20 protein-coding genes are annotated in these 26,239 nt (G+C 51.7%); 15 read left to right on the forward strand and 5 right to left on the reverse strand.

Annotated features, from left to right (window positions below; all coding sequences use genetic code 11):
- Positions 1–416 precede the first annotated feature (416 nt).
- Complete coding sequence (locus AACY82_RS11605; protein WP_339616985.1) at positions 417–6,830, forward strand: starch-binding protein; 6,414 nt, start codon at positions 417–419, stop codon at positions 6,828–6,830.
- A 17-nt stretch (positions 6,831–6,847) separates the two neighbouring features.
- Entirely contained in the window at positions 6,848–8,236 is a 1,389-nt protein-coding gene (locus tag AACY82_RS11610; RefSeq protein ID WP_339616986.1) for a DUF1552 domain-containing protein, read from the forward strand.
- Between the two features lie 184 nt (positions 8,237–8,420).
- On the opposite strand, the gene xerC is transcribed toward AACY82_RS11610, so the two are convergent.
- The 4 genes from xerC to lysA all read right to left on the reverse strand — a co-directional run bounded on the left by xerC (position 8,421) and on the right by lysA (position 12,253).
- Positions 8,421–9,359, reverse strand: a complete 939-nt coding sequence (gene xerC, locus AACY82_RS11615) for a tyrosine recombinase XerC (protein WP_339616987.1) — start codon at positions 9,357–9,359, stop codon at positions 8,421–8,423.
- Between the two features lie 44 nt (positions 9,360–9,403).
- Positions 9,404–10,066 carry a DUF484 family protein gene (locus tag AACY82_RS11620; protein ID WP_339617131.1) on the reverse strand — a complete coding sequence of 221 codons (663 nt, stop codon included), beginning with the start codon at positions 10,064–10,066 and terminating at the stop codon, positions 9,404–9,406.
- A 31-nt stretch (positions 10,067–10,097) separates the two neighbouring features.
- Positions 10,098–10,928 (reverse strand): diaminopimelate epimerase, encoded by an 831-nt coding sequence (gene dapF / locus AACY82_RS11625; protein WP_339616988.1) that lies wholly within the window; start codon positions 10,926–10,928, stop codon positions 10,098–10,100.
- A 77-nt stretch (positions 10,929–11,005) separates the two neighbouring features.
- Positions 11,006–12,253, reverse strand: coding sequence for a diaminopimelate decarboxylase (gene lysA / locus AACY82_RS11630; protein WP_339616989.1), 1,248 nt, complete (start codon positions 12,251–12,253; stop codon positions 11,006–11,008).
- Positions 12,254–12,612: 359 nt separating this feature from the next.
- Here lysA and AACY82_RS11635 point away from each other — a divergent pair, with 359 nt between their 5' ends.
- From AACY82_RS11635 to AACY82_RS11685, 11 genes are all read left to right on the forward strand, one after another.
- The gene (locus AACY82_RS11635) at positions 12,613–13,323 is read left to right on the forward strand and encodes an ABC transporter ATP-binding protein (protein ID WP_339616990.1); all 711 of its coding nucleotides are present in this window, start codon (positions 12,613–12,615) and stop codon (positions 13,321–13,323) included.
- The gene (locus AACY82_RS11640) at positions 13,304–14,260 is read left to right on the forward strand and encodes an HlyD family efflux transporter periplasmic adaptor subunit (RefSeq protein WP_339616991.1); all 957 of its coding nucleotides are present in this window, start codon (positions 13,304–13,306) and stop codon (positions 14,258–14,260) included. Before AACY82_RS11635 ends, AACY82_RS11640 begins: the two co-directional genes overlap by 20 nt.
- The gene (locus AACY82_RS11645; protein ID WP_339616992.1) at positions 14,257–15,429 is read left to right on the forward strand and encodes an efflux RND transporter periplasmic adaptor subunit; all 1,173 of its coding nucleotides are present in this window, start codon (positions 14,257–14,259) and stop codon (positions 15,427–15,429) included. Before AACY82_RS11640 ends, AACY82_RS11645 begins: the two co-directional genes overlap by 4 nt.
- Positions 15,426–16,649, forward strand: a complete 1,224-nt coding sequence (locus AACY82_RS11650) for an efflux RND transporter periplasmic adaptor subunit (RefSeq protein WP_339616993.1) — start codon at positions 15,426–15,428, stop codon at positions 16,647–16,649. The genes AACY82_RS11645 and AACY82_RS11650 overlap by 4 nt, the downstream gene beginning before the upstream one ends.
- A complete protein-coding gene (locus AACY82_RS11655; protein ID WP_339616994.1) occupies positions 16,646–17,884 on the forward strand; it encodes an ABC transporter permease in 1,239 nt (412 codons plus the stop codon). Before AACY82_RS11650 ends, AACY82_RS11655 begins: the two co-directional genes overlap by 4 nt.
- A gap of 228 nt (positions 17,885–18,112) precedes the next feature.
- Positions 18,113–18,862 carry a phosphatase PAP2 family protein gene (locus AACY82_RS11660; RefSeq protein WP_339616995.1) on the forward strand — a complete coding sequence of 250 codons (750 nt, stop codon included), beginning with the start codon at positions 18,113–18,115 and terminating at the stop codon, positions 18,860–18,862.
- A 46-nt stretch (positions 18,863–18,908) separates the two neighbouring features.
- A complete protein-coding gene (locus tag AACY82_RS11665) occupies positions 18,909–19,706 on the forward strand; it encodes a DUF1206 domain-containing protein (RefSeq protein ID WP_339616997.1) in 798 nt (265 codons plus the stop codon).
- 7 nt (positions 19,707–19,713) lie between these two features.
- The gene (locus AACY82_RS11670) at positions 19,714–20,628 is read left to right on the forward strand and encodes a lipid kinase (RefSeq protein WP_339616998.1); all 915 of its coding nucleotides are present in this window, start codon (positions 19,714–19,716) and stop codon (positions 20,626–20,628) included.
- A 31-nt stretch (positions 20,629–20,659) separates the two neighbouring features.
- On the forward strand, positions 20,660–21,103 hold the full coding sequence (locus AACY82_RS11675; protein WP_339616999.1) for a hypothetical protein: 444 nt from the start codon (positions 20,660–20,662) through the stop codon (positions 21,101–21,103).
- A gap of 101 nt (positions 21,104–21,204) precedes the next feature.
- A complete protein-coding gene (locus AACY82_RS11680; protein WP_339617000.1) occupies positions 21,205–21,912 on the forward strand; it encodes a pseudouridine synthase in 708 nt (235 codons plus the stop codon).
- A gap of 606 nt (positions 21,913–22,518) precedes the next feature.
- Complete coding sequence (locus tag AACY82_RS11685) at positions 22,519–23,376, forward strand: hypothetical protein (protein ID WP_339617001.1); 858 nt, start codon at positions 22,519–22,521, stop codon at positions 23,374–23,376.
- A gap of 82 nt (positions 23,377–23,458) precedes the next feature.
- Here the strand turns inward: AACY82_RS11685 and AACY82_RS11690 are convergent, their stop codons facing one another.
- Complete coding sequence (locus AACY82_RS11690) at positions 23,459–23,629, reverse strand: hypothetical protein (RefSeq protein WP_339617002.1); 171 nt, start codon at positions 23,627–23,629, stop codon at positions 23,459–23,461.
- A gap of 125 nt (positions 23,630–23,754) precedes the next feature.
- Here AACY82_RS11690 and AACY82_RS11695 point away from each other — a divergent pair, with 125 nt between their 5' ends.
- Complete coding sequence (locus tag AACY82_RS11695) at positions 23,755–25,047, forward strand: hypothetical protein (protein WP_339617003.1); 1,293 nt, start codon at positions 23,755–23,757, stop codon at positions 25,045–25,047.
- A 440-nt stretch (positions 25,048–25,487) separates the two neighbouring features.
- Positions 25,488–26,132 carry a DUF2959 domain-containing protein gene (locus tag AACY82_RS11700; protein WP_339617004.1) on the forward strand — a complete coding sequence of 215 codons (645 nt, stop codon included), beginning with the start codon at positions 25,488–25,490 and terminating at the stop codon, positions 26,130–26,132.
- Positions 26,133–26,239: the final 107 nt, after the last annotated feature.

Below are 26,239 nucleotides of genomic sequence, written 5' to 3' on the forward strand. Positions count from 1 at the left end.
TAACGAGGGCGCACATGAATATCTTCCTGAACCTTTCAGTAATTTCTCTTTTTATAGACAGCACTCACGCTGACGTTATTTTCCAGTGAACTTTATAAGGCGTTAATTTATCGCTTGATATGAGGCCGCCCGGCCTAGTTTTATCTGATGACTATTTTACAGATCGATATTAACGCCTAGTGAAGTTCTTTCGGGAAATTACGTGCCTAAAAAATACCTTTAACGGTATTTTTCCCGCAAGTTTATTTGAAAGTTTTTGCTCTGACGGTATTGAGCGTGTTCTTCCAATAATGGCGCCTGTTACAGCGCTAATAATAATGACTGGGTAGATTGCTATGATTTATAACAATCGCATAATCGCTAGTATGCAGCGCTGTTTTCGTTGTGGTCTTCTTTTTGCTGTTTCAAGTATGCTTGTGGCGGTTAGCGCTGAGGCGCAGCAGTGGGATAGTGCGTATCTGCGCGGTACCTCCAATAACTGGGGTGCTACCGCATTAACCTATGATGAAGATGTTCAGCTCTGGCAAACGACGCAAGTATTTGGCGACGATAATCCTCGATTTAAGATTTCACGTTTTGATAATTGGACCGAATCCTATCCACAAAACGACTATGTAGTGACATCGGGGGCGGGTCGCTACATTATTCGTTTTAATGATGTAACACACGAGATTAGCGTGGCAGATGCTGAGCCAGAGCCTGAAACGACAATAGCCGAACATTCCGTTTGTTTTGCGAATCCAAACAATTACAATCAGGGTTATGTTTATTTCTGGGATGCTCGTCCCGCCGCTTCAACGTTCCAGCTCAAGGCGTGGCCGGGCTATGAGCTAGCGGATAATAATGGTTACCTTTGTCTTGATTTGTCGCCATTGCTGCAAGCTGACTCACTTCCCGAATCAGTTAATGTTATTTTTCACAATAATGAAGGGGATCAAACAAGCGATCTATTGTTGACGGGGGATGCTTGCTTTTCTGGCAGTCAGTGGGTGAGCTTAGCCGATTGTGGCTTTACCGCATACATGCCCGCATTTGCTATTGACGCCGGTGACAACGTAACGACTGATGCCGGTAGCTCTGTGACGCTTAAAGCTACCGCCAACAATGGAGAAATCGCGAGTGTTGAGTGGACAAGCGATGTTTGGCCTGAGGTGATAAATGGCAATAATGTTGTATCGCCCATTTTATCATCCGCAGGAAGTTACACGGTTACCGCCACGGCCGTTTCAGAGAGCGATGAACTGGCCAGCGACAGTTTCTCATTGACAGTTAACCCCGCGCCCGATGTTGATCAAGTCAGCAGTAACAGTCTTTGCTTTACCAACCCTAACGATTTTCAGCAGCCTTATATTTACCTCTGGGGAGCAGTTCCCGATGGTGCCCTAACCGGGACGGCACCTTGGCCCGGCAATGCGATGACACAAACTGGCGATCATTATTGCTTTGATGTGACACCGCATTTGAGTGGTGAGATGCCGAGTACAGTCAATATCATTTTTAATGATGCCGGCAATCAACAGACAGAAGATTTAACCTACAGCGGGGATGCTTGCTACAGCGCTCAGGGCTGGCGCGATCTCGCCGATTGCGGGTTACATGTTGCGGGGGAGCTTCCTGTCGCCAATGCAGGTGAAGACCGGGTTATTACAGTAGGAGATGGTCTCGAACTGTCGGCCGCTGCATCCAGTGGACCCTATCAAGAGGCTCGCTGGAGTAGTGCGCAGTGGGCGGAAGATTTGTTTGGTGAGCAAGTAATGAGCCCCGCCTTCGAAGCGGTAGGAGTGTCTACTGTGACACTGACTCTAACCACCGCGGCAGGCAATACCGTTACGGACTCATTACAGGTCACGGTATTGGGCAGCGGGGATGTACCGGGGATGACTCAGCGACCGGTACTTGCGCAGCCGCATAACTTTCCCATCGTCGGTCGTGTTTCTCAGGGTAATTATCGCTTTGAGGTTGCCTATCCAAATCTGACTAATCAGTTTATGTCACCGGTTATGATTACGCCCGAAATGACCAGTGGCTTAATGTTTGTTGTCGATAAACCAGGCGTGGTTTATGCATTTCCGGATACGCCTGATGTAACGCCGGCGGATGTGGTAACTCTGTTGGATATATCGAGTCAGGTAAAAAATTATCACGAACAGGGTTTGCTGAGCATTGCTTTTGATCCCAGCTACGCCATTAACGGTTTTATTTACGGTTACTATATTAATGGCACTAACGACAATGAACGTGAGCCTAATGGTCAGTTTGGTGATGGTGTGTTACAGCGTTGGACTGTCGACGATCCTTACAACCCCACAGAAGTTTTAGCCGGGTCGAGTGTAGAGCTTCTTCGTATCGCGCAACCGGGTCCCGATCATAAAGGTGGCATGTTGCAGTTTAGCCCAGAAGATAATTACCTTTATCTAGGGGTGGGCGATGGTGCCTACGGTCATAGCGCTATGACTTCGTATGCGGAGGACCCGCGCACCAACAATAACGCTCAAGTGACGAGCAATTTACTTGGCTCGATGATTCGTATTAACCCTCTCGAGCAACCCGTGAACGGCAAGTACTACGATATACCCAGCGATAATCCTTTTGTAGGGGTGGCAGGCTTTCGCCCGGAGATTTGGTCCTACGGGCACCGCAACCCTTGGCGTTGGGCGTTTGATTCTGAAGCGCCTTATACCTTGTGGGAAACCGAGGTCGGTCAGGCGGGCTTTGAGGAAGTCAATCTAATTAAAAAAGGTAAAAATTACGGTTGGCCCGTATGTGAAGGTAGAGACAATCGCGGCAACTTAGGGGGTCACCCAGCTAAAAGTTGTAGCACAGATTTCGAGCCTCCACGGGAGGGCTATAACCATCCTGTCGGTCGCTCCATTATTGGCGGTATCGTCTATCGTGGCAATGCGTTGCCAGGGTTGAGTGGTCGATTTGTGTTTGGTGACTATGTTACCAAAAAGATTTGGGCGGTTGCCGATGGTGAAGACAAGGCACTCGTGAGTGACGCTTTTCCTGAGAATATCGCCTCATTTGGTACCGGTACTGATGGTGAGTCGTTATTGGTATCGACCTACGGTGTTGAGTACGGCGGCAACTCGACGATTTATCGTTTGCTAGATGATGATGCCGAGCGAGCGAGTATTCCCAAGCGGCTATCGGATACCGGGTTATTCTCAAGCTTGCAACCGTTAACACCACTTGATGGTGTGATTGAGTACGACGTTAACGTGCAAGGCTGGTTTGATGGTGCTCATGTTCGGCATTTTATGGTGGTACCCGAGGGTGAGGTTATTAACTTTTCGGCAACAGAGGATTGGGATCTTCCCGCCGGTTCAGTCTTGGTTAAACACAAAACGGTTAGTGCCAGTGATGGTGCTCAAGTGCCCTTTACCACGTCGGTTTTGTTTCGCCAAGAAACCGGAAACTGGCAGGCGGCCAATTATCGTTGGAATTCTGAACACAGTGAGGCGACGTTGGTGACCCAAACATCAACCGTTACCGACTCCGATGCCGAAGGCCGCGAGCGAGCTGTACAGGCTCCTGCTGATTGCGGCTCGTGCCACACTGGTAACGGCAGTCGCGACCCGTTGGCACTACATACCCGTCAGCTGAATCGCGATTTTGATTACGCTGGCATAACGGATAATCAGATCGATGCGTTTAACTATGTTGGCATGTTTGACTCGGTGATTGATGACGCCCGTAGTTTTACCGCGTTTAGCGCCTTGACTGATACCAATGCGAACCAAACGGCGCGAGCAAAGGCATATCTAGACACTAACTGCTCGCATTGTCACTCCAGTAGTTTTATGGATATGCGTTATGACACCCCACTGGCGCAGATGAAACTACTTAATGTACAGACCAGCGGTGGTAAATATCGCATCAAACCCTTTAGCCCTACTGATAGCTTGGTTCATATTTATCAGGTTAGCGATGGCAACCGGATGCCGAAAGGAACGCTCTACACGAATCCTTTAGCTGCTGCGTTCTTTAATGATTGGATTGCCGCTCCCAGAGCGGAGCAGGTAGCTCTTGACGTCAATGTGGCTGAGACCGTCAACCCAGGTGATACCGTTACGGCAAACGTTGCCGCCGTTTTTAACAATGGTTTTAACCATGCGGTGGAGGCCATCACTGCCGCCGTGACCAGTAACCCCGGTATTTTAACGGTGGAGTCGATTACTGGGAATGAAGTCATCCTGCGAGCAGAATCTGCAGGCGTAGCGAGTTTGACGGTTCAAGCGGGGGGCTACGATAGCTCGGTCAATATCGAGGTGGTCAACATCGATACCGCCCTGAGCGCTATCGCCATTTCACCCAACCCTCTCGCACTGACTGCAGAGCAGCAATTGGTAGTCTATGGAGTACGAACCGATGGTACCAAAGTGAATTTATTTGGCGAGGCGAGTTGGCACATCACTCGTGGCAATGATGTCGTCAGTGTGAATCAACAAGGCTTAGTGACCCGCTTAGCGAACGGAACGGCAACGGTGTCGGCACAAGTGGGTGATTTAACGGCGAGTGTCGATCTTGTCGAGGCGGAGCAAGGGATATCTCTACGCTACGATAACAGCGATAACTGGCCCGCGGTACACGCCTACCTGTGGATAACCGTGAATGGCGTCGATCAGCCTTTTGCTGATTGGCCTGGAGTCGCGATGACCAATGGTGGTGATGGTTGGTGGAGCTACCAGATCGATGCCGACTTATTGCCTGAAGACTCGGTGAATGTGGTTTTTAACAATGGCGGCAACGGTGAGCAAACCGCTGATATCGATAATATTACCCAGTCGTCTAGCTACAGCAATGGCCAATTGCAGCCATGGGATGACGACACTGAAAACAATGCCGAGATTGTTCGGCTGGCGGTTATTGGCGGCAGTACCGAAAATAATGAGCGAGATTTTTCGGTGGGAAGTGTGGTGACGGTAACCGCCGATGATGCGCCATTGGGTACTGAATTTACCGGCTGGCAGGGCGATGGCGCGGCATTTATTGTGGGGTCGGTTAGCGACCGTCGAGTACAGGTTTTAATTCCCGAGCACAATGTTTCTGTGCAGGCAGTGTTTGCCGGGCAGTCCGATAAGTATCAAGCGGGAAGAGATTTTTACGCCGCGCAATGCGCGACTTGTCACGGTGATGATGGTAATGGCGGGGTCGCGACTGCCATTAATAATTTAGGTGAGTCCTGGAACCAAAGCTTACTCGCCAATTATATCGCTGATTTTATGCCGATGGATAACGCGGCCAGTTGCAGCGGTACCAGCGAGAGCGACTGTGCTTTTGAAATCTCGAGGATGATTATTGCCGATGCCTGGGAGCAATCGGTTTGCAACGGTGCCGAGTGTGAGGGCAATGCTATTGATGCGCGTAACCTGCGCCTATTAACCAAAGAGGAGTATCTCAATAGCGTAAGAGACGTGTTTAATATTAACTTCTCGGCTGAGATCATGGATACCGTGCCGGCGGATGGGCGCTATAGAAACTTTACCACTGCATCATATTTGACCTCGGGTTACGATCGTACTCTGGGCTATCAAATGGTAGCCAAAGAACTCGCCGAACAAGCGATAACCCGCTATACCTTTCGCGGATTGGCTAACGGTTGCCAAGAAGCGCGTTGCGCCATTGAACGCTTTGGTAAGCGCTTGTTTCGTCGTCCACTCGAGAGCGGCGAGATCGACGCTTATCTCGCCTTGTTCAGCGATGAGGATGCCGGCCGCAGTGCGTTGCAAGCCATGTTGATGTCGCCGCATTTTATGTACCGCTCAGAGCTCGGGCAACTAAATGCAGAATCGGGGCTATACCAGCTGTCCGCTTATGAAGTGGTGACGTCTCTCACCTATACCTTTTGGGCCACTACGCCCGATACGGTACTGATGGATATGGCAGACGATGGCGACTTTGATATTAATAGCGCGTTGAGCTATGTGCTTGACGATGCCCGTGCCGAGCGCGGTTTACTTCGCTTTATCAAGGGGTGGCTTATTAACAACCAGTACCCATTCCCAGCGATTAATAACCCCGATTTAGTGGTGGCACTAAAAGAAGAAACTGTGCGCTTTGTGCTCGATAACATCGAATCAAATATGCCTTTCTCTGAGCTGCTGTTGGCGGAGTATACCCAGGCGAATGATTTGGTGGCTGACCATTATGGTCTCGCCGGGGAGACAACCGAAGGTTGGGGGATGCGCCGTTACGCTAACGATGATCCGCGCACCGGCGCGGGTTTATTGGGGCACGCTAGCTTTTTAGCTTCGCGTACTAATACGGTGAATCCGTCGCCCATTAAGCGCGGGGTGTTTGTGCGGGAGATGCTCATGTGCCAAGAGTTTCCACCTCCGGCCGCGGCCAACTTTGATGTTCAGTTTGAAGATGACGACAGTAACCGTGAGGCGACGGCGCGTCACACCCAAGAGCCCGCCTGCCGCGCCTGCCACCAGTTTATCGATGGTGTGGGCTTTGGCTTTGAGCGCTATGACAGTCAGGGTTTGTATCGGGTCATCGAAACTCTGGGCAATGGTGAAACCCAAGAGATTGACGCTAGTGGTGCGATAAAGAGCTTGTACTCTCCCGAGACCGTTATGGACCCGGACAGCGAGGCGGTACCGTATCATTCTATCGCCGAGTTGGCCGCGTTAATCGCCGGCAGCGGGCAGGGCGAGGCTTGTTTTGCGCGGCAGTTTTATCGCTATTTTGTGGGGCGTGAAGAAAACGAACTGAGCGACGAAATTATTATTCGCTCGTACAGTCAGGATCTTCGAAACGGGGGCGGCATGCGCGACATGCTGAAAGATTTGGTGTTATCCGATAGTTTCACTCAGCGCCGCTAAGCGATAGGAGAATTATCATGACAACAGTAACGAACCGATCACGGCGGAAGCTATTGCTTAATATGGCGCGTACTGGCGCGCTACTGCCCTTTGCTGGACAAATGTTGGGGCAAAACGTCTACGCCCAAACCGGTAGGGCCCAGCGTGTTTTGTTTTTGTACTACCCCAACGGGGTAGTGCCATACAACTGGCGGCCGGCGCAATTTGACGGCGGCATTGGCGGCTCGCAAGAGTTGAGTTTTGGTTTGGGGCCTCTGGCTAACTGGCACGATCGCCTGATTGTGTTAAAAAACTTAACGCTGGATATCGGCTCGGGCGCCGGTGCGCACTACAACGATATGCGTGGTATTTTAACGGGTAATAAAGATATTAGCGCCTCCAGCGCTAGCATTGATCATTTAATTGCCGAGCAGCTCGGGAGTGAGAGTGTGCTGAGCCTCGGCGTGCGCACCGGATCTAAGTCGGACATTATGATTTCTAAGCCACGTAATGTGGGTACCACTGAGCGACCGATTCCCAATAACGATCCGCGCGATGTGGCGGCGAAGCTGGCGCTGGGTATTGGTGATGTGGATAGCCCGCAGTCCGATGAGATGCGCCGTATCTATGAGGCCATTTTGGACGATTTTGACTCGCTGGCAAATGCCACGCTTGATACCGCGCGCCGGAGTAAACTTGCCATTCATGAAAACGCGTTAAAGCGATTAAAAGATCAGTCGGGCGTGCAAGTCGGTGAATGCGCGTTTAGTACAGATGTTTTATCGGACCCCTACGCCAATTCTACGCAAGCGTTGAGTCAAACCGAATGGCAAATGTTTCCGCATTTATGCCGCGCGCAGATTGATAATATTGTCGGTGCGTTTTCCTGTGGTTTACATCGGGTAGCAACATTGCAGCTATCCAAAGGCGATGAAAATGGCAATCTGGTTAACTACTCGTACGACGAGTGTTGGCAAATGGCGCAGCAAGCGCTCGATCAGGGAATTAAGCCCAGTCAGAACGGTGATCCGGTAACGCCAATGACGCGCTGGTACAACGAGTTCGCCAGCCACAGTGCTTCCCACCGGCCAGGCGATGTTCCCCATACCGCACAGGTGCGATGGTATCATTCCTTGCTGGCCTATACTTTGGAGCAGCTGAACCATAAAGGGTTGCTGGACGATACCTTAGTGGTGATGTTCTCTGAGGTGGGAGATGGTTCTCAACACGGGGGCGCGGCAGGCTCGGTCACTTTAGCCGGGGGGGCCGGTGGCGCGCTCAATACCGGGCGGATTATCCACTGTGGCAACGGCAGTAATGCAGACCCTCAACGTATCTGGGGGACTCACCAATTGTTTGGCGATCTTGCCCGCTTGATGGGGGTAAATTCTTTGCCAGAAGCGCACTGGAGCGGAGGTGTAGTGTGACGAAGGTGCATACGTATTCAGTCGGTGCGGGGCTTTGTATACGTATGCATAACATTGTAACCGGGCATTAAGCTGACTACTCTAAAGCTCTGCATTCGTTCCGGTGAATGTGACAGAGATACATGGGCTCTCTTCTTTGTATTGTGTTGGCGCGGCTTTGGCCGCGCCTTTTTTTGTCTGTCATTTAATCTTGCTTATCATCTTCGCTATCGCGGCGCCGTTGCGCTCGCGGATGAGCGCTGTCGTACACTTTTGCCAAATGTTGAAAGTCCAAGTGAGTGTAAACCTGAGTGGTTGAGATGTTGGCGTGGCCTAGCAGTTCTTGCACCAGACGTAAATCCGAGCTGGACTCGAGCATATGGCTGGCAAATGAATGGCGCAACATGTGTGGGTGTACGGGCTGACCTACGCCTTGGCGCAAACTGATTTGCTCAAGCCGCGCTTGCACACTGCGGTGGCTAATACGGCTGCCTCTTTTGCTGACAAACAGTGCTTGCTCGCTGGCGTTAGCGTGTAAATCCCGGACGCTTAAATAACGTTTAACGGCGGCGATGGCAAAACGCCCTACGGGCAGCTCGCGCTGCTTATTACCTTTACCGGTCACCCGGATACTGGCGCCAGCCAAATCGATATCGTGTATGTTACTGCCCACCAGCTCGGCTAAACGCAAGCCCGACGAGTACATTAGCTCGACCATGGCACCGTCGCGCAGGCTGATAAAATCGTCGCCGTCCAGTTGCACAAATTGACCGGCTTGATCCACGTCTAACGTTTTGGGCAATTTTTTGGGTGATTTGGGTGCCTGTAGGCCCTCGGCGGGATTGGCGTCCGTCCAGCCGCGCTTTATGGCGAAGCGAAAAAAGCTGCGCAGCGCCGATAACCAGCGCGCTAAGGTTTTGCCGCCGCTGCCGGTGCGGTGTTGCTGGGCGAGCAGCAGGCGCAGCTCTTGGTGATTGATGGCGCTAAAGTTGTTTAGGCCGCGGGTTTCGGCGTATTGCTGCAGCTTGCGCAAGTCGCGCCGGTAGGCGTCTAGGGTGCGGGCAGAGAGTTGCTTTTCTACCCGCAGGTATTGTGTAAAGGCCTCGACTTCAGACTCTAGTGGCAGTGCTTCAGATGTGAGCATAAGCCGTCTCTTTGATGGCGCCGCAGGTTATGTTTTGCGTCGTTTTATTGTGGCAAATAGCGCGGCAGTAAGCGGTTGAGTACCTCGGCAATATAGGCTAAAAACAAGGTGCCCATGCTGGAGCGATAGTACTTAGGGTCGCGGTTGCCGATGACCAGCAGGCCAAAGGTTTGGCCGTTGCTGAGCGGTACGGTTGCCGCCGAGCCCACCTGCATGGCGGCGTCGCCAAACAGATATGCTTTTTCTTTGTCGCCCAGCTTGCCGCAAAACGAGCGATTACTTTTTAACAGTGCGCCAATGTTATCGCGGGCTTCTTTTAAGCTAACCACGCGCGCCTGTGAGCCTCCGATGCTAGCGGTGTCGCCAAACAGCAAGGTGCGGGTAAAGTGGATACCAAACTCTTTGTCAAAGCTGTAGTGCAGCGCGTCGATAATGTCGCCTAAGTCGCGCCCCTCTAGTAGCTCTAAGATCAGCCGTTTGGTTTTATCAAACAGGCGATCGTTGTCGCGGGCGTTATCGAGTAAATGGCTTAAGCGGTGGCGCATATCCATGTTGCGATCGCGCAGCACCGCCACTTGGCGCTCGACGAGGGAGATGGCGGTACCACTGTCGTGGGGCAGTTCGATCTCGGCCAGCAGGGCCGGGTGATCAGAAAAAAACTGCGGGTGCGCCATCAGGTAGCGAACCACGTCTGAGGCGCTTGGCATGGGAGGCGTGTTGTCGCTGTTGTCCGTCATATTAAATTTTGACCTGTCCGTGAAATACACTGGTCGCGGGGCCGGTCATAATGACCGGTTGGCCTTCTCCGGCCCACTGAATGTTTAGGTGACCGCCGGGCAGCTCGACATCGACGTTGTCATCTAATATGCCCCGCAGCCGGCCGGCGACGACGGCGGCACAAGCGCCAGTGCCACAGGCGAGGGTTTCGCCCGCGCCGCGCTCGTAAACGCGCAGTTTGATGGCGCCCGAGTTTATTACTTGCATAAAGCCGGCGTTAACCCGGCGGGGAAAACGCGGATGAGACTCTATTTGCGGGCCCAGGCTCTCTACCGGTGCGCTGTCGACGTCATCGACTACGTATACCGCGTGGGGGTTGCCCATGGAAACTGCCGATACACTGATGTCGTGATCGCCCACCGTAAGAGGGTAAACCACCGCGCGATTGTCGGCGGTAAATGGGATCTCGGCAGGCTCCAGCACTGGCACGCCCATGTCGACGCTGACGTTGTCATTTTCATCGACGGTGAGCACCATAACGCCCGAAGCGGTTTGCACCCGAATAACATTTTTCCCGGTCAGGCGGCGATCGCGCACAAAGCGGGCAAAGCAGCGCGCGCCGTTGCCGCAGTTTTCGACTTCGGTGCCGTCGGCGTTAAAGATGCGATAGCAAAAATCCACATCGGGTGAGGTGGGCACTTCGACCAGCAGCAGTTGATCACAACCGATACCAAAGTTGCGGTCGGCCAGCGCTCGCACCTTGTCGGCGCTAAGGCGTATTTTCTGGCTGATGCCGTCGATGACAACAAAGTCGTTGCCAAGGCCGTGCATTTTAGTAAACCGCAATCGCATAGGGGTTCCTGATGCTGACTTCTTAAATGATAGACCAACCATATTATCGTAATTGGCCGGTCTTTGCCCATGCCGCGCTATTGCTCGACGATATGCTCGCCGCGAATCATATCGACAAAGCTCTCGCGCTCGCGGATCACGTGGACTTGGTCGCCGTCCACCAAGATCTCCACCGCGCGGGCGCGAGTGTTGTAGTTCGAGCTCATGGTAAAGCCGTAGGCGCCAGCGGACATCACCGCGAGGTAATCGCCGGGGGCGAGGGCTAAATCGCGATCTTTGCCTAAAAAGTCGCCGGTTTCGCATACCGGACCGACTAAGTCCCAACGCTTGGCCTGGGCTTTAGAGGGCGCCAGTTGGCGAATGTCTTGCCAGGCTTGGTACAGAGCCGGGCGGATATTGTCGTTCATGGCGGCGTCGATAATGGCAAAGTTGTGCGCCTCGGTGGGCTTTAGGTAGAGCACTTTGGTCAGCAATACCCCGGCATTGGCGGCAATCGAGCGGCCCGGCTCAAACATCAGCGCCAGTTCGCGGTCACCGATTTTGGCTTTAATGGCCGCCATATAAGTCGCCACCTCGGGTGGCTGCTCGTCGCGGTAGGTGACGCCCAGGCCGCCGCCCAAATCTAAGTGGCTAATCTGAATGCCATCGGCGCTGAGGTTATCCACCAGCACCAGTAACCGGTCGAGGGCATCCAAAAACGGGTCCAGCTCGGTTAACTGCGAGCCGATATGGCAGTCGATGCCCTGGATATCAATGTTGGGCAGCTCGGCCGCGCGGCGATATACCTCGGGGGCGCGGTTAATATCGATGCCAAACTTGTTCTCTTTGAGCCCGGTGGAGATATACGGGTGGGTTTTGGCGTCCACGTCCGGGTTAACACGCAGGGATACCCGTGCGATTTGGCTCTTCTCTGCGGCGACCTGGCTTAGCAGCTCTAGCTCGGCCTCGGACTCGACATTAAAGCAGTGAATGCCCACCGCCAGTGCTTTGGCCATCTCGGCGGCGGTTTTACCCACGCCCGAGAAGACAATGCGCTTGGGGTCGCCGCCGGCGGTCAGTACCCGCTCTAGCTCGCCTCCCGAGACGATATCAAAGCCGGCGCCTAAGCGTGCCAACAGGTTGAGTAGGGCGATATTAGAGCTGGCTTTTACGGCGTAGCAAATCATGCCGGGGTGCTGGCCCAGCGCCTGGGCATAGGCTAAGTAGTGCTGGGTAAAGGCCGCGCGGCTATAAACGTACGCAGGGGTGCCATATTGCTCGGCGATGTCGCTTAAACGCACATCCTCAGCGTACAGCTCTGCGCTGCGCTCGGTAAAAAAAGACATAAGATTCTCTCTTGGACTAATCTGCCGGTGTGGATTCTGATGGGGCGGAATCTTCAGCGGGCAAGTACAGCGGGCCCTGCTGGCCACAGCCGGTACACAGGCAAATCAGGGCGGTGGCGCATAAAAGCCGTAGATAGGTCATAAACTCGTCACAGGTTGTGGGCGAACAAAACGGCTAGTATAACCGCCGACTCAGGCGGGAACAATTATACGAATCGGTTGCGGTTATACTCTGGTATACATTCTTTGCATTTCCTTTCTTGCGACGAATTATACGACATTGTACAACAGGGACTCCGGCAGCTTGCACCTTTACTATCTATCCCAATAATCGGGTGTTCGACAGCGCGGCCTACAGGATGAACGTTTTGAACCAAACTATAATAGAGCTGGAAAACCTGCGTAAAGAGTACCGCAGCGGTGAGATATCCGTGGCGGCGCTACAGGGCGTGAGCTTTGCGATCGCCGAAAACGAATTTATTGCCATCATGGGGCCCTCGGGCTCGGGCAAGTCCACCCTGATGAATATTCTCGGTTGCCTCGATCAGCCCAGTTCCGGTCGCTATCATCTGGGCGGGCGCGAGGTCAGCACCATGAGCGATGACGAGCTGGCCGCGGTGCGCAACCGCGATATCGGCTTTGTGTTTCAGTCGTTTCACCTGTTGCCGCGGCTTAATATCGTGCGCAACGTGATGTTGCCGCTGAAATATTCCGACATTGACCCGGCCGATGCGCGCCAGCGCGCCCGCGATATGTTGGCGCGGGTCAACCTTGAAAACCGTCTAGAGCATGTGCCCAACGAGCTGTCCGGTGGCCAGCGCCAGCGGGTGGCTATTGCCCGGGCCTTGGTGAACCGCCCAAAAATTATCTTTGCAGATGAGCCCACCGGTAACCTCGACAGTAAAACCTCAGTTGAAATTATGGAGTTGTTCTCGGAGCTACACCGCGCCGGGCAAACCATCATCTTGGTCACCCACGAGCCCGAAATTGCCGAGTACGCGCAAAAGGTTATTCATATGCGCGATGGACAAATAGAAAAGGTAGAAATCAATGCGTCTCGCACTGTGTAGTTTGTTGCTGGCACTGCTGAGTTTGCCAGCGCTAGCCGAGCCTTTGTTGTTAAGCGGCGAGGTAGCCGCGCGGGACTCGCAAATGTTTGTTGCACCGGAAACCGACGAATGGATAGTACAAATTGCCTGGATGGTGGAAGAGGGTACCCGGGTAGAGCCGGGCGATGCCGTGGTGCAATACGATTCTGCCAGTGTTGCCGCCAACCTGGAGCAACTAGAAGAGGGCCTGCGCAAGGTAAGAGCCGAGAGCCGGCGCAATGACTTAATACAAGATTTAGAGCTGAGAGAGGCGCAGCACTTATATGACGTGGCGGTTTTAAACTTAAAAAAAGCCAAGTTCGATGCCGGTATTCCCAGTGAGCTGTTAAGTGAGTTGCAGTACGAGCAATATCAGTTGGCGCTCACTCAAGCCATAAATGATGAGGTGGAAACCCGCAAAGCGTTGGCCGTAAAAAAAGAAGATGTTGTCGCTGAAAAACAGCGCAGCCAAGTGGAGATTGCCGGCGCTAAAAATGAGCTGCGCCGGGTGCAGTTAATGCTTGATAGTATGACGCAATACAGCGCGCGATCGGGCACCGCTATGTACGTCGATCACCCTTGGACCCGCAATAAAATTCGCCAGGGTGATTCGGTCGAGCGCGGCTTTAGTGTGCTGGAGATCCCCTCCACCGACGACTTGCATGTGCGTGCTTGGCTGAATGAGGTGGACATTGCCCAAGTCCATGAGGCACAACAGGTCAGTATCGGTTTTGATGCCCGCCCGACACTCCAGGTAGCCGGTGTTATTGAGCGTATTGGCAAGCAAGCCGAACCGAAAAACCACTGGGGCGATTCAGGTTATATCGATGTCGATATTCGCTTTGACAATAAAAAATCATTGGGATTGTTGCCCGGTATGAGTGTATTAGTGGAAGTTAGCCCGGAGGGCTCGCCATGACTTTTGCCCGAGTATTTACGGTTGCTGTACTGGCGGTATGGCTAAGCGCCTGTGGTGGCAGCGATGAGCCGACGCTAACCGTCAGTAAATCGGATATTCCGTTGGCGATTCAAACCACTGGCGAGTTGGCGTCGGCGCGCACCATCGAGATCGGCCCACCCAAAGTAAAATACACTTGGCAATATAAGCTTTCTTATTTAATACCTGAGGGCACGTGGGTAAAAAAGGGCGACCGTATTATGGCCTTTGACGCGCAACAGCAGCACTCGCGTTTGCGCGATTTGCAAAACGCGTTAGCCACGGAGCAACAGCGCTTAGAGAGCCAAGCATTGGACAATAAGCAAGAGCGAGAACAGTTAGAGCTGGATTTGGCCGAAGCCAAAATGGAGCTGGAAAAAGCCACCCTTAAATCGAGTAACGTCGATGATTTGATGGCGCGTTTAGAAGTCGAGAAGTTACGTATTGATCGTCATATTGCCGAGCTGAACTATGACATGGTGGATTTTCGTCGCGCCAACCGTATCAGCCAAATGGCGGTCGACCGCGAAATTACTGAAAGCGAAGTGTCGCGCTTAACCTCGGAGGTAAATGAACAGCAGGACGCCATCGAAGAGATGCAAATTCAAGCGCCGCGCCCTGGTATTGTGGTTTACAAGCCTAACAACGAAGGCGATAAGCCCGCTGAAGGCGATCAGTTTTCGGTGATTCAAAAAGTGATTGAGCTACCTGATTTAGAGAGCTTAATTATCGAAACCACCGTCGACGAACAGATTGCCCACAAAGTTAGCGCCGGTGACCGGGTAGAAATTAAGTTAGATGCAGTACCCGAACGCACGTTTACCGGCAAGGTGGATTCGCTGGGGCGAATTGTGCGTTTGAAGTCGCGCCGCGAGCCCAGCAAAGTGTTTGATGCTGTCGTCCGTATTGATAACCCCGACACCGATGCGATGCGGCCGGGGATGGCAGCACGCTTGTCGATCGTGCAGCGCATTGAGCCAAATGCCGTGGCACTGCCCCAACAAGCGTTAATGTATCGGGACGATAAAGCCTATGTGCGTGTAAAAAGCTTAACCGGCGAGCGCCAACAAGAGGTGAAAGTAGCGGCGCGGCAAGCTGGCGAGGCGATTATTACCGAGGGTTTGAATAATGGTGACGAGGTGATGCTGTGAGTTGGCGCTGTAAGTTAACGCGGGCGGTAGCACCCGGTGTGGCGATGATTTTTTTAACGGGGCTGATGGCCTGCTCCAGCGAGCAAGAGTCGACGACCTTAACCATGGTTGTCGCTCCTAAGCCTTTTGAGTTTAGCGTGCCGGCCAAGGGCGAGTTAATCTCGGCCGAAGAGGTGACCATCAACGCCCCGTCGGGTAACCGGGGCCGGTTAACCTTGGCGTGGATGAAAGAGGAGAACAGCCGGGTTAGCGCCGGCGACGTCGTGGCTCGCTTTGATGGCACTGAGCACGAGCTTGAAAAACAGCGCGCCGAACTTGAGCTTGCCAAAAATTCATTATCGCGCGATGTAACCTCGCGCGGCTTGGGACAGAACCAGTTTGCCATTGTTCAGCAAGCCGGTGAGGTCGCGCAAGAGAAGGCGATGGTCGAGCGCTTTAGTGTGGACGATTTAACCGTCTACTCAAAGAATGAAATCATCGACCAATTGTTAAGCAAAGATTATTTGGCCGCGCAACAGGATTATCTCGACTGGCGCCAAAGCTCGCAAAAAACGCAGGGCGAGGCGCAGCTACAATTGTTAAGCCTTGAGGGCAAAAACTACCAAGATAAAATAAAACTGCGTCAGGGGGCACTGGAGCACCTAGAAGTGCTGGCACCGGTTGGTGGTATTTTGATTCACGCCAAAAACTGGCGTGGAGAAAAAGTCCGCGCCGGCCAAACATTATGGCCCGGCTCTAAGTTGAGCTCGATTCCGAGTTTAGAAAAACTACAAGCACGCCTTTATGTACTCGAGACCGAGGCCGCCGGAATTGAGATTGGTCAAAACGCCGAGATTTTATTGGACGCCTACGCCGATAGACCGCTCACCGGTAAAGTGGTGGCGCTGGCTAACATTGCCGCGCCACGGGACACCCGCAGCCCCACCAAATATTTTGAGGTGATCGTAGCACTGGATCAGTCCGACCCGAGTTTTATGCGCCCGGGGCAAAAGCTTGAAGGCGACGTTAGGGTTGCGCATAAAGATAATGCGTTGAGCATCCCCAACCAAGCCGTATTTAAAGATGAACATGAATCCTGGGTTTATGTAAAGCGCGGCGGCGGGTTTGCCCGTCAGGTTATCAAAACGGGCTTGCGCAGCCTCACCCAAACTGAAGTGGTCGCGGGAATAACCGCTGGTGATGAAGTGGCGTTACTGAAGCCCGCGGGAGAAACCTTGTGAAGAAATTAAAAGAAAGCTTCTTAGAAGCATTAGAGCAGCTGTGGTTTCACCGTTTGCGCACCTTTTTAACCTTGCTGGGCATGATCTTTGGGGTGGGGGCCGTTATTGCCATGGTCAGCGTCGGTGAGGGCGCCGAAAAAGAAGCCCTGCAGTTGATCGAATCTATGGGGCTGCGCAATGTGTTGGTTGAAGAAAAGTCTATTTATGGCGAGCGCTTGCGCGATGTGCGTAAGCACTCGGTGGGGCTATCGCTGCAAGATGTGCGCGCCAGTATGGAGACGCTGCCCTTTGCGCTTAACTACAGTGCCGAGAAAAAAATCGAGGTGTACGCGCTGTTTAGCCGCAATGCTGACAGCGACAGTGAGGTCTTAGGCGTGACACCAAGCTTAAGTGAGTTGGGCAGTTTGCAGGTGGATCGCGGCCGTTGGCTAACGGATGACGACAACCGCTATTATCGTCAGGTGGTGGTGATCGGTACTGCGGTGGCTAATCAATTGTTTCCCCGTGGCGATGCTGTCGGGCAGACCCTTAAAATTAACCATCTGTGGCTGGAGGTGGTGGGGGTACTGAAAAGCAAAAACCTGAGTAAAGATAATTTTCAGGGCGTGCAGTTGTCCGGTGAAAATAACCGTATTTATATGCCCCTTGAGACGGCCTTAAAGCGTTTTGACTTTCGCGATATGGCCTCGGAGATCGATGCATTTAGGGTTGAGTTAAGCCCCGGCATTAGCCCTCAGGTGGCCGCTAAAAACCTCGGCCATTTGCTTGACCGGCGGCACGGCCAAGAGCAGGACTACAATATTGTGGTGCCCGCCGAGCTGCTTAATCAGCACGAGCAAACCCAGCGCATCTTTAACATTATTATGTCCTGTGTGGCGGGAATTTCGCTGCTGGTGGGTGGTATCGGCATTATGAATATTATGCTGGCGACGGTGCTGGAGCGCACCAATGAGATTGGCCTACTGCGTGCCATTGGCGCCACTGAAAAAAACGTGCGCGACCAGTTTATTATCGAGAGTGTCACCATCGCCGGTATTGGTGGCTTGCTGGGCATTGTGCTCGGCTTTAGCTTGGCGGCGGTGATCTCGACTTTTGCCGGCTGGCCTGTAGCCTGGTCGTTAAATGCGGTGGTGGTCGCGGTGTTGTTTTGTACCGCCACAGGTTTGATTTTTGGTATTTATCCGGCGATTAAAGCCTCACAGCTCGACCCGATCACAGCGTTGCAGCACGATTAAACCTGTGCGCCGGCCAAGTGCCGGCGCACCTCCTACCTTTTTGCGCTGATCTTCTATCGCCGGATTTTGCAAACTCTACCGGTTCGCGTCGTAATTTACAGAGCGCGTGCTCGCTAGCTGCGCGCGAGGCCGTGTGTTGCGGGGCTGCGGCGATGGCGTTGTTCTTGCAATATCCTATAGTTCTAACAACTAGACTGATAAATTCAACATATATTTAGGGTTGTGGGGATGATGGGATTTAATCGTTTTTTTACCTGGCTGGGCAGTCGTGAATTAACCGTAATGTGCGTCGTGTTTGCATTGCTGGCATCAATATGGGTGTTTGCCGAGATCGCCGACGAGGTGACCGATGGCGAAACACACGAGTTTGATCGCAGCGTATTGTTGATGATGCGCACTGCCGACGATGTCTCCGATCCTATTGGGCCCGGCTGGGTCGAAGAGATGGGACGTGATATCACCGCACTGGGGGGCAATGTGATATTGACGCTATTAACGTTGCTGGTGATGGGGTACCTCGTCTTGTGCCAGCGCCGCCGGTTAGCGTTAGTGGTGTTGGTGGCATCACTGGGCTCGCTGGGCGCTAACACCCTGCTTAAAGATTCCTATGAGCGCGACCGACCGGATTTAGTCCCCCACGGGGCCGAGGTGTATACCGCGAGCTTTCCTAGCGGTCACTCTATGGTGGCGGCCGCGACTTACTTAACCTTGGGGGCGCTGCTGGCTCGGGCCGAAAAGCGCCGTCGTTTAAAGGCGTATTATTTGGTCGCCGCGCTGACGATTACGTTGCTGGTGGGGGTTAGCCGGGTGTATCTCGGTGTGCACTGGCCTACAGATGTTCTTGCTGGCTGGACGGCGGGGGCTGGTTGGGCCCTAGCGTGTTGGTTGCTGGCCGGTTGGTTACAGCGCCGTGGCCAAGTCGAGCCAGAATCGAACAACCCTAGTGCTTTAGCGTCAGCTGATGAGGCGGCTAAGTAATGTGCCGCCACCTTCTTGGATTTAATCAAAACGTAAAGGATTTTAAATGAGTACACCCCTAGTTATTTTGGCCAATGTTTCCGCCATCGGCGTACTCGCACGCATGGGGTACACCGCACGCGCTCTGGTTTATTTAATGGTTGGCTCGCTCGCGGTTATGACGGCGATTGGGGTGGGAGGCGAAACCACCAACAGCCGTGGCGCTGTGCGTGAAATTGCGCAACAACCTTTTGGTCAATTTTTGTTGGTATTGCTGGTGGCGGGCTTGCTGGGCTACGTTATTTGGCGCACGACTCAAGCGTTGACCGATACCGATGATCACGGCACCTCGGTTAAAGGCCTGGGCGTGCGCGCGGGGTTACTTATTAGCGCAATTACCCACGGAACCTTAGCGCTGTTTACGGCAAAGCTGGTGTGGTCTGGCTCTGACGATAGCAGCGGACAACCGACGTGGCTGTCGTCCGACCCGGGGCTCTGGCTACTGGCGGCGATCGGCGCGGGAATGGCGGTTGCGGGCGTGGCACACATGGTAAAAGGCTGGAAGGTTGGCTATGAGAAGTTTATGCGTTTGCCGCCCTCGCAAATTGTCTGGATGCGGCCGCTGTGTCGTTTTGGTTTAGTGGCGCGCGGTGCGGTGCTAATTTTGATTGGCGCTATTCTCGCGCGTTCCGCTATCATGGCCCGCAGCTCTGAGGTGAAAGGCATCGCCGATGCGTTGAACACTTTGCGCGACAACCCCTACGGCGCCTGGATGCTAGGTATCGTAGCGGCAGGACTCTTTGCGTTTGGGTGTTATAGTTTGCTAGAGGCGATATTCCGCCGCATTGATAGCAATGACGAATAAGGTTGATATGAAAGCCCCGCAGATACGTAACGCTCTACTGATTATTAACCCTAAGGCGCGCCAGGGCGCCGAGGCGCAGTTGGATGACGGGTTAGCGCGGTTAGAGCAGGCGGGTATCAGCGTCGAGCGGTTAGCCTCCCAAGGGCCAGAGCAAAGCTGCCAAGCGGTGCGCGAACGCAAAGATAATTTGGACTTAGTCATCGTCGGCGGTGGGGACGGAACGATTAGTTCTATGGCCAGCACCTTGTACCAATGCGACTTACCCCTGGCCGTGTTACCACTGGGCACCGCAAACGATTTAGCTCGCTCGCTGGGCTTGACCGGAGCACTTGACGAGGCCTTTGACGTTATCGTCGCTGGGCAGCGTCAGCGTATTGATTTAGGTGTAGTGAACAAACATTATTTTTTTAACGTCGCGCACCTCGGGCTCGGGGTTCAGGTTTCCGAAGAGCTTACCGACGAGGTAAAAAAGCACTGGGGCGTGTTGAGTTATCTAAAAGCGTTTTTTGCGGCACTGGCCCGTGTTAAACAGTTTAAAGCCAATATGTCGGTCGATGGTGTGCATTACCGCCAGCGCTCTATTCAGATGGCGATTGGCAACGGCCGCTATTACGGCGGTGGCAATGTGGTGGATGAAAAGACCCGCATTGATGATGGCAAGCTGTCACTGTACAGCTTGCGCCCGCAAACCGTGTGGGAGCTATTAACCTTGGCGCCGCTGTTGCGCGACGGCCGGCAGCGTTACAATAAACGTGTATTTAATGTGCAAGCCGAACGCATAGAGATTACCACTGGCCGTAAACATATGGCGATCCACGCGGATGGTGAGCCGGTGGCGCAAACCCCCGCGCATTTTAGTGTGGTACCACAGGCCTTAGAGGTTCTGGTGCCAGCGTTTACAGAGACTGACTTGCCCGAATAATGGTTACTTATTTACAAAAGGATGCCCGCTCATGAGTGTATTGCGCAATGATTTACAAGTCGCACTAAACGATTTACATGTGGCCTTAATGGAAAGCGCCGATCACTACCGTTATGCCGCCGAGTTTGTCAGTGACGCGTTAACGGGCGAACTATTTGAAACCCTTGCTGAGGCGCGCGATCTACTTGCCGACGAAGCCGAAGAGGCCATACGCGATAGCGGCGATCTACCCTCTGTCCCCGATGTTGATCGCGAAACCGGTGAGCAACTGCTGCAGCGCCTAGAGGCGGTATTTTCGGCGGACGAGGCGGCCGATGTTATGGCGCAACGGCTAGAGGGAGAGGCTCAGTTTGAAGAGCTTCTGAATACCCCTGGGATAAAAGCAATTGACAAGGATTACCCCACACTGCGCCGCGCTTGCTTGCAAAGTATTGAGGTGGCCAGAGAAAAACTTAATGGCTCAGCGCCCTCTTAGTGTCTTTTTCTGGCGTTTACGGTGTATAGCGCCGCTACATTTAACGTTTAGCCTCTAGTTTATTGCCGAGATCAGTATGTTGCGTTTGTGTACGTTATGCCATGAAATCTAAAGTTAGTCGGCTCGATCGTTTTATTAGTCAGAATAGTAATTTCTCAATTTCAGACGTGCGGTTGTTAATTGCGCAGCAGCGAATTTTTTTAGATGGCTGTGCGGCGTGCTCAATCCAGCAAAAGGTAACGCAATTCACTCGTGTGGTACTGGATGGTTGTTTTCTGCAAAATAACCAGCCGGTTTATCTTATGCTACATAAACCCCAAGGGGTCGTTAGCGCCACCCAAGATGCCAAGCATAAAACCCTGCTGGATCTTATTCATCATCCTCAGAAGCACGAACTGCACATTGTGGGACGCCTGGATTTTAATACCACAGGAGTTGTGTTATTGACTAACGACGGCGCCTGGTCACGCAAGATAAGTTTGCCCGAGACAAAACTGAGTAAAACGTATGAAGTTACCTTAGCCCAACCCCTGAATGATAAATATATTGCAGCGTTTAAAGACGGCATCTATTTTAATTATGAAAAAATCACCACTCAACCGGCATCGTTAGAAATCTTAAGTGAATACACAGCAAGACTTTCGTTGACCGAGGGAAAGTATCATCAGGTAAAGCGGATGTTTGGTTTTTTTCAAAACGAGGTGGTGGCGCTGCATCGAACTTCTGTCGGAAATCTCGCTCTCGGCGATCTTAAGCCAGGCGGCAGTCGTGTACTAACTGAAAAAGAACTCGACGAGCTGTGGGCTTAAGTGCACATTGGTAAAAAACAATGTGCACTTGCTGGTGTTTTGCTCAGCATTAAGCAAGCGTCGACGATACCATGAGGCAATATGGCTTCATGGTATCGAGCCTTGTTATAACCCTAGCGGTAAAATTACAGCCTGCGTTTAACCGCCGAGTATATTGGTGCTCGCTTTTTTGGAGGCCTTTGCGGCTTTTTTCTCTTTGGCGGTTAAAAGCGGTTTCTTCTTGGTATCTTTTTTACTGTTTTGCCCTTTACTCATGATACGTTCCTTTTAAGTTGCCTATAAAGCTAAGGGCAATGTCAGTCAGTTCAAGGGCTGATATTGCCTACGGTAAAAACGCCACATTGTAGAGTAACAGCAGCAGTATGGCCCTAAGTAGCGGCAATAGATAGCGATAGTGTGTTAGTGGTTAAGCGTGGGTGACTATTGTCCGTGCGACTCTTTGTAAAGCACGAGTAAAGCTTTACAAAGAGTACTCAAACGAGCCGGATTTGTTTGACAGAAGATCGGTTAATACTTATTTTATGTTAACGATAACAATTCGGTGGCCTTGATGGCGCAGTAGCTATTGAGTCAGGCGGAGAACACAACATAAAAAGGTAAAATGCCATGTCGATGATAAGAACGCCCCGTTTACTCACATCCCTATTGCTGGGCTTGGCTGCGGCTCACGCAAGCGCTTCGGGGTTTGGCCCGGCGGCGGCCGTGAGTGGCCAGTTTCAGCCAGAGCAGGATTTGTTGGTTGCTAATTTTGATAGCAAACCCGACCCCGATGACTTACAAGCGATCGCGGCGCTGGGCACAATGCTGCAGCACGAACGATTTTCTGAGGTCGATTTTTTAGCCGTGGCCGGCGCTTACGGTATCCAAGGCGGTAGCTATATTGCGGCGCCAAAGCTTTTTAAATTGGCGTTTGGCGATCAGTGGGTAGATGCGCACGGTGATCGTGAAGCGGCGGTTAAGGCGGCAAGTCAGCGCGCCATTAAAACCTTAAAAGACGGCGGTGATGTCTGGCTACAAGAGGCGGGGCAATCAGATTTTAGCGCGATGCTGGTTAAAGCGATCCGCGCAGAGTTGCCAGCACTGAATAGTAAGCAGCGAATTCATACTGTGCAGCACAGTACTTGGAACGAAGAGCAAACGACCCCCGAAGATTTTTTATACGTTCGCGAATACACCGATTACAGTAAAATACCCGATGGCAACGGCGGTGGTAACGGCACGCCGAGCTTTAACAATAAAGACGGCCGGTGGTGGACGATAGTGACGCAACACGAACAGTTAGGGGCGTTGTGGAAAGAGGCAAAACGTTTAAGTGATGCTAATAATGCCCGCGCTGGTTATGACAACCCGACAATTGCCGCCGGTGGTTTTGATTTTTCGGATACCGTAGAGGCGACCTGGATTTTTAACCTAAATCAATTAAAAGATACCGATGATTTTTTTGCGACATTTGTGGGTGAATAAAGGGCGGCCTAATAGATTGCTAAACGAGCCGGCATAAAAAAGCCGAGGCATGTGCCTCGGCTTTTTTGTTTAACGCTCAGTGTTAATCGGCAAAAGCATTCACTGTTTCGATGCTGCCGTCTTCGTTGTGATGGATCGGCATCATCTTCACATTACGCAAGTGAGTCTGGCCGCCAGAGAGTTTCGTGTCGTGATAAATGTAGTGGTAGAAGGGGGCGTCAAGAGAGATCAGGCGCTTACGGGGTTGAGTCATGGCTCCTCCTTGAACGTGCGGTGCAGTGAACCCCTTGAATTTACTTTGGTTTAGAGGTGTGGCATTGTCAAGTTTTGAGTGTCCCTAATATTGTTGTTAGAGCAGCAATTTGGTGAGTGTATGAATTGTCCGATAAGCCGGATGTTATCCGGATGTTGAGCCGAGTTTTTGTTGTATTTATTATTTTTTTGATGCTTTCGGGGTCGACTATTGTTCAGACTGAGCGGAGTGAGCTTCAGAAAGAAATCGACAGGGAGTACTCAGGTTCGCGTTTTTGGTATCACCCAGAGCTGGTGGCCCGGTTAGGGCGACAAGCTGACCTTATTGTGAAAGCATGGGTGGCTAGTGACCTAAGTGATGTAGATGTGGGTCCACCAAAGTTTTTACTGGAAATGAACGAGGTGTGCTTTTCGGTTTCAGCGGTTGCCAAAGGAAATGTTCCTTCTAAAGATATTTCTGTGTTTGTTCGAATTTCGGCTTTGCCCTTCCCTGGAAGCAAGATAAATTGGGTCGAGGCGGTAGAGGAGCGGCACGACGATTGGGCCGCACAGAGGAGTGCGCTGAGGGACGACTTAAGCTTAAATCAAGAAGCGTTCGATATGGGAGATGTTACGGAGAGCGTTTATGTCGAGAATCGAGAGTCTCTAAGTGCCAAGCTGCAGAGTGTTCCGTGGCTTTCCTCTGTCAGCGATCTGGACTACTTGTCACACACAGCGATACTTGATGGTCATGAGTACATTCTTTTTCTGACGCGGAATGGCGATGGCTCATATGAGATTTTAGCTCCTGCTTTCTATGAAGCTAAGAAATTAACAGAGCTCCAAAGGGCGCTTAGTTCTACCTCTTCACCTGATGAAGAAAAAGCCTTATTAGAGTTCCATCCTGTCGATGCATCTGATTTTCCAGATGGCCATTGCAAAATAATTACTAATGAAGTTGATAATCATGTCAAGGATGCACGTAACGATTTTGGGTCACGCTATTTGCATGTGGATGATCGCCAAGATGAGCGCGATCTTGATGAGTCGTCAGGTGAGCCCACGGAGGAAGGTGCGCTCTTGCTAGAAAAAACGTTGGTTTCAGCTATTTTGTACAGAGATGCAGGGCATGTAATTGACGTTCCGATAAAATACAGTATTACACAAAAGCAAGTAGACCTAGCCATTAGCTCATCAGGCGTCGAGTATCTTATTTTTAATCTTGGTTTAGATGTTTCGTTGATGGTTAATGAATGTAATGGAGAAAAGAGAGTAGATAGATTGCGTTCTTATGCGCGCAATATGGTTACAATCAAAAATTTACTTTTTCAGTATAAAACAAGTGAAGAGTTCCGGCAGCTATTTGAAAAAGTTGTTGACCCCCCATCTTTTGACGTTTGTGCGTTCGCGTCTGATGTTGTTGATTTTACTCAGCAGTAGCTCGTCGCTGTAATGGTATTTTTGAATTATATAGGTGCCTCAAAACTTTTCTTGCTGGTACTAGATTTTTGGTGGAGGAGTAAGGTCTTAATGGGATGGTAAGGGATTGCAAAGCTGCCCGCCAAGTTTAGGAGTACGACCGGGGTCAGGCATTACGATTTACACCGGAGGGAATGCCAGCATTGGAGCGGGGTTCCAGTTGTTGCTCGGCCAAATCAACGGAATTAATCCCGCATTCCCTGCTTCACGCTCGTATCGCCATCTGGATGGTATAGATCCTGCTTGTTCAATGTTCTTCTTTACGAGTTGCCCTAAAATACGCTTTAGCAGCGCTAAGAGAGCAAAAATCACAATCTTAGCGCGCTTTTTGACAATTACTAGGCTAAATCAGTGAGCATCTTGTGCATCTTTCTACCACTTAAAGTTATGGGTAAAAATACATGTTAATACGTCGTTGGGTTCTTAGTTCTTTTTTGGTCTTGATTCTGGCGGGTTGTCAGTCGGTGTATTACGGGGCGATGGAGAAGGCCGGCGTTCACAAGCGTGATATCATGATTGACCGCGTGGAGTCGGCGCAAGAGTCGCAAACTGATGCTAAAGAGCAGTTTGAATCCGCGCTGGAGCAATACCAATCGATGGTTACGATTGAAGACCAGGATCTGGTTGAGCGCTACGAGAAACTCAACGACGAATACGAAGACAGTAAAGCAGCGGCTGAAAAGGTGTCTGAGCGAATTAATTCGGTAGAGGATGTTTCAGAAGCCTTGTTTGATGAGTGGGAAGATGAGATTGAGCTTTACAGTAATGCCAATCTTAAACGTCAAAGTGAAGCGAAGTTACGTCAGACCAAAAAGCAATACGAAAAGCTTATTAAAGCGATGCGCAGCGCAGAAGCACGCATGGATCCGGTTTTACAAGTTTTTCAAGACCAAGTTTTGTTTCTCAAGCATAACTTAAATGCTCGGGCCATTGATTCACTGCAAGGTGAGCTGGGAAATGTGAACACTGAGGTCGCTCGGCTGATCAGAGAAATGGAAAAATCCATTGCAGAGTCGGAGGCGTTTATTAGCAGCCTGAAGAGTTAGTAGAGGGCTTTTACTCGCGAGAGCGCTCAGAACGAGTGATGCACGATGAGAGCTATAGGTGTAAGGCACGTTAGTGTATTTGTCGTAATCTTGCTAAATCAGTAGGC

The sequence above is a fragment of the uncultured Gilvimarinus sp. genome, from assembly GCF_963972205.1.
Taxonomy (GTDB): Bacteria; Pseudomonadota; Gammaproteobacteria; order Pseudomonadales; family Cellvibrionaceae; genus Gilvimarinus; species Gilvimarinus japonicus.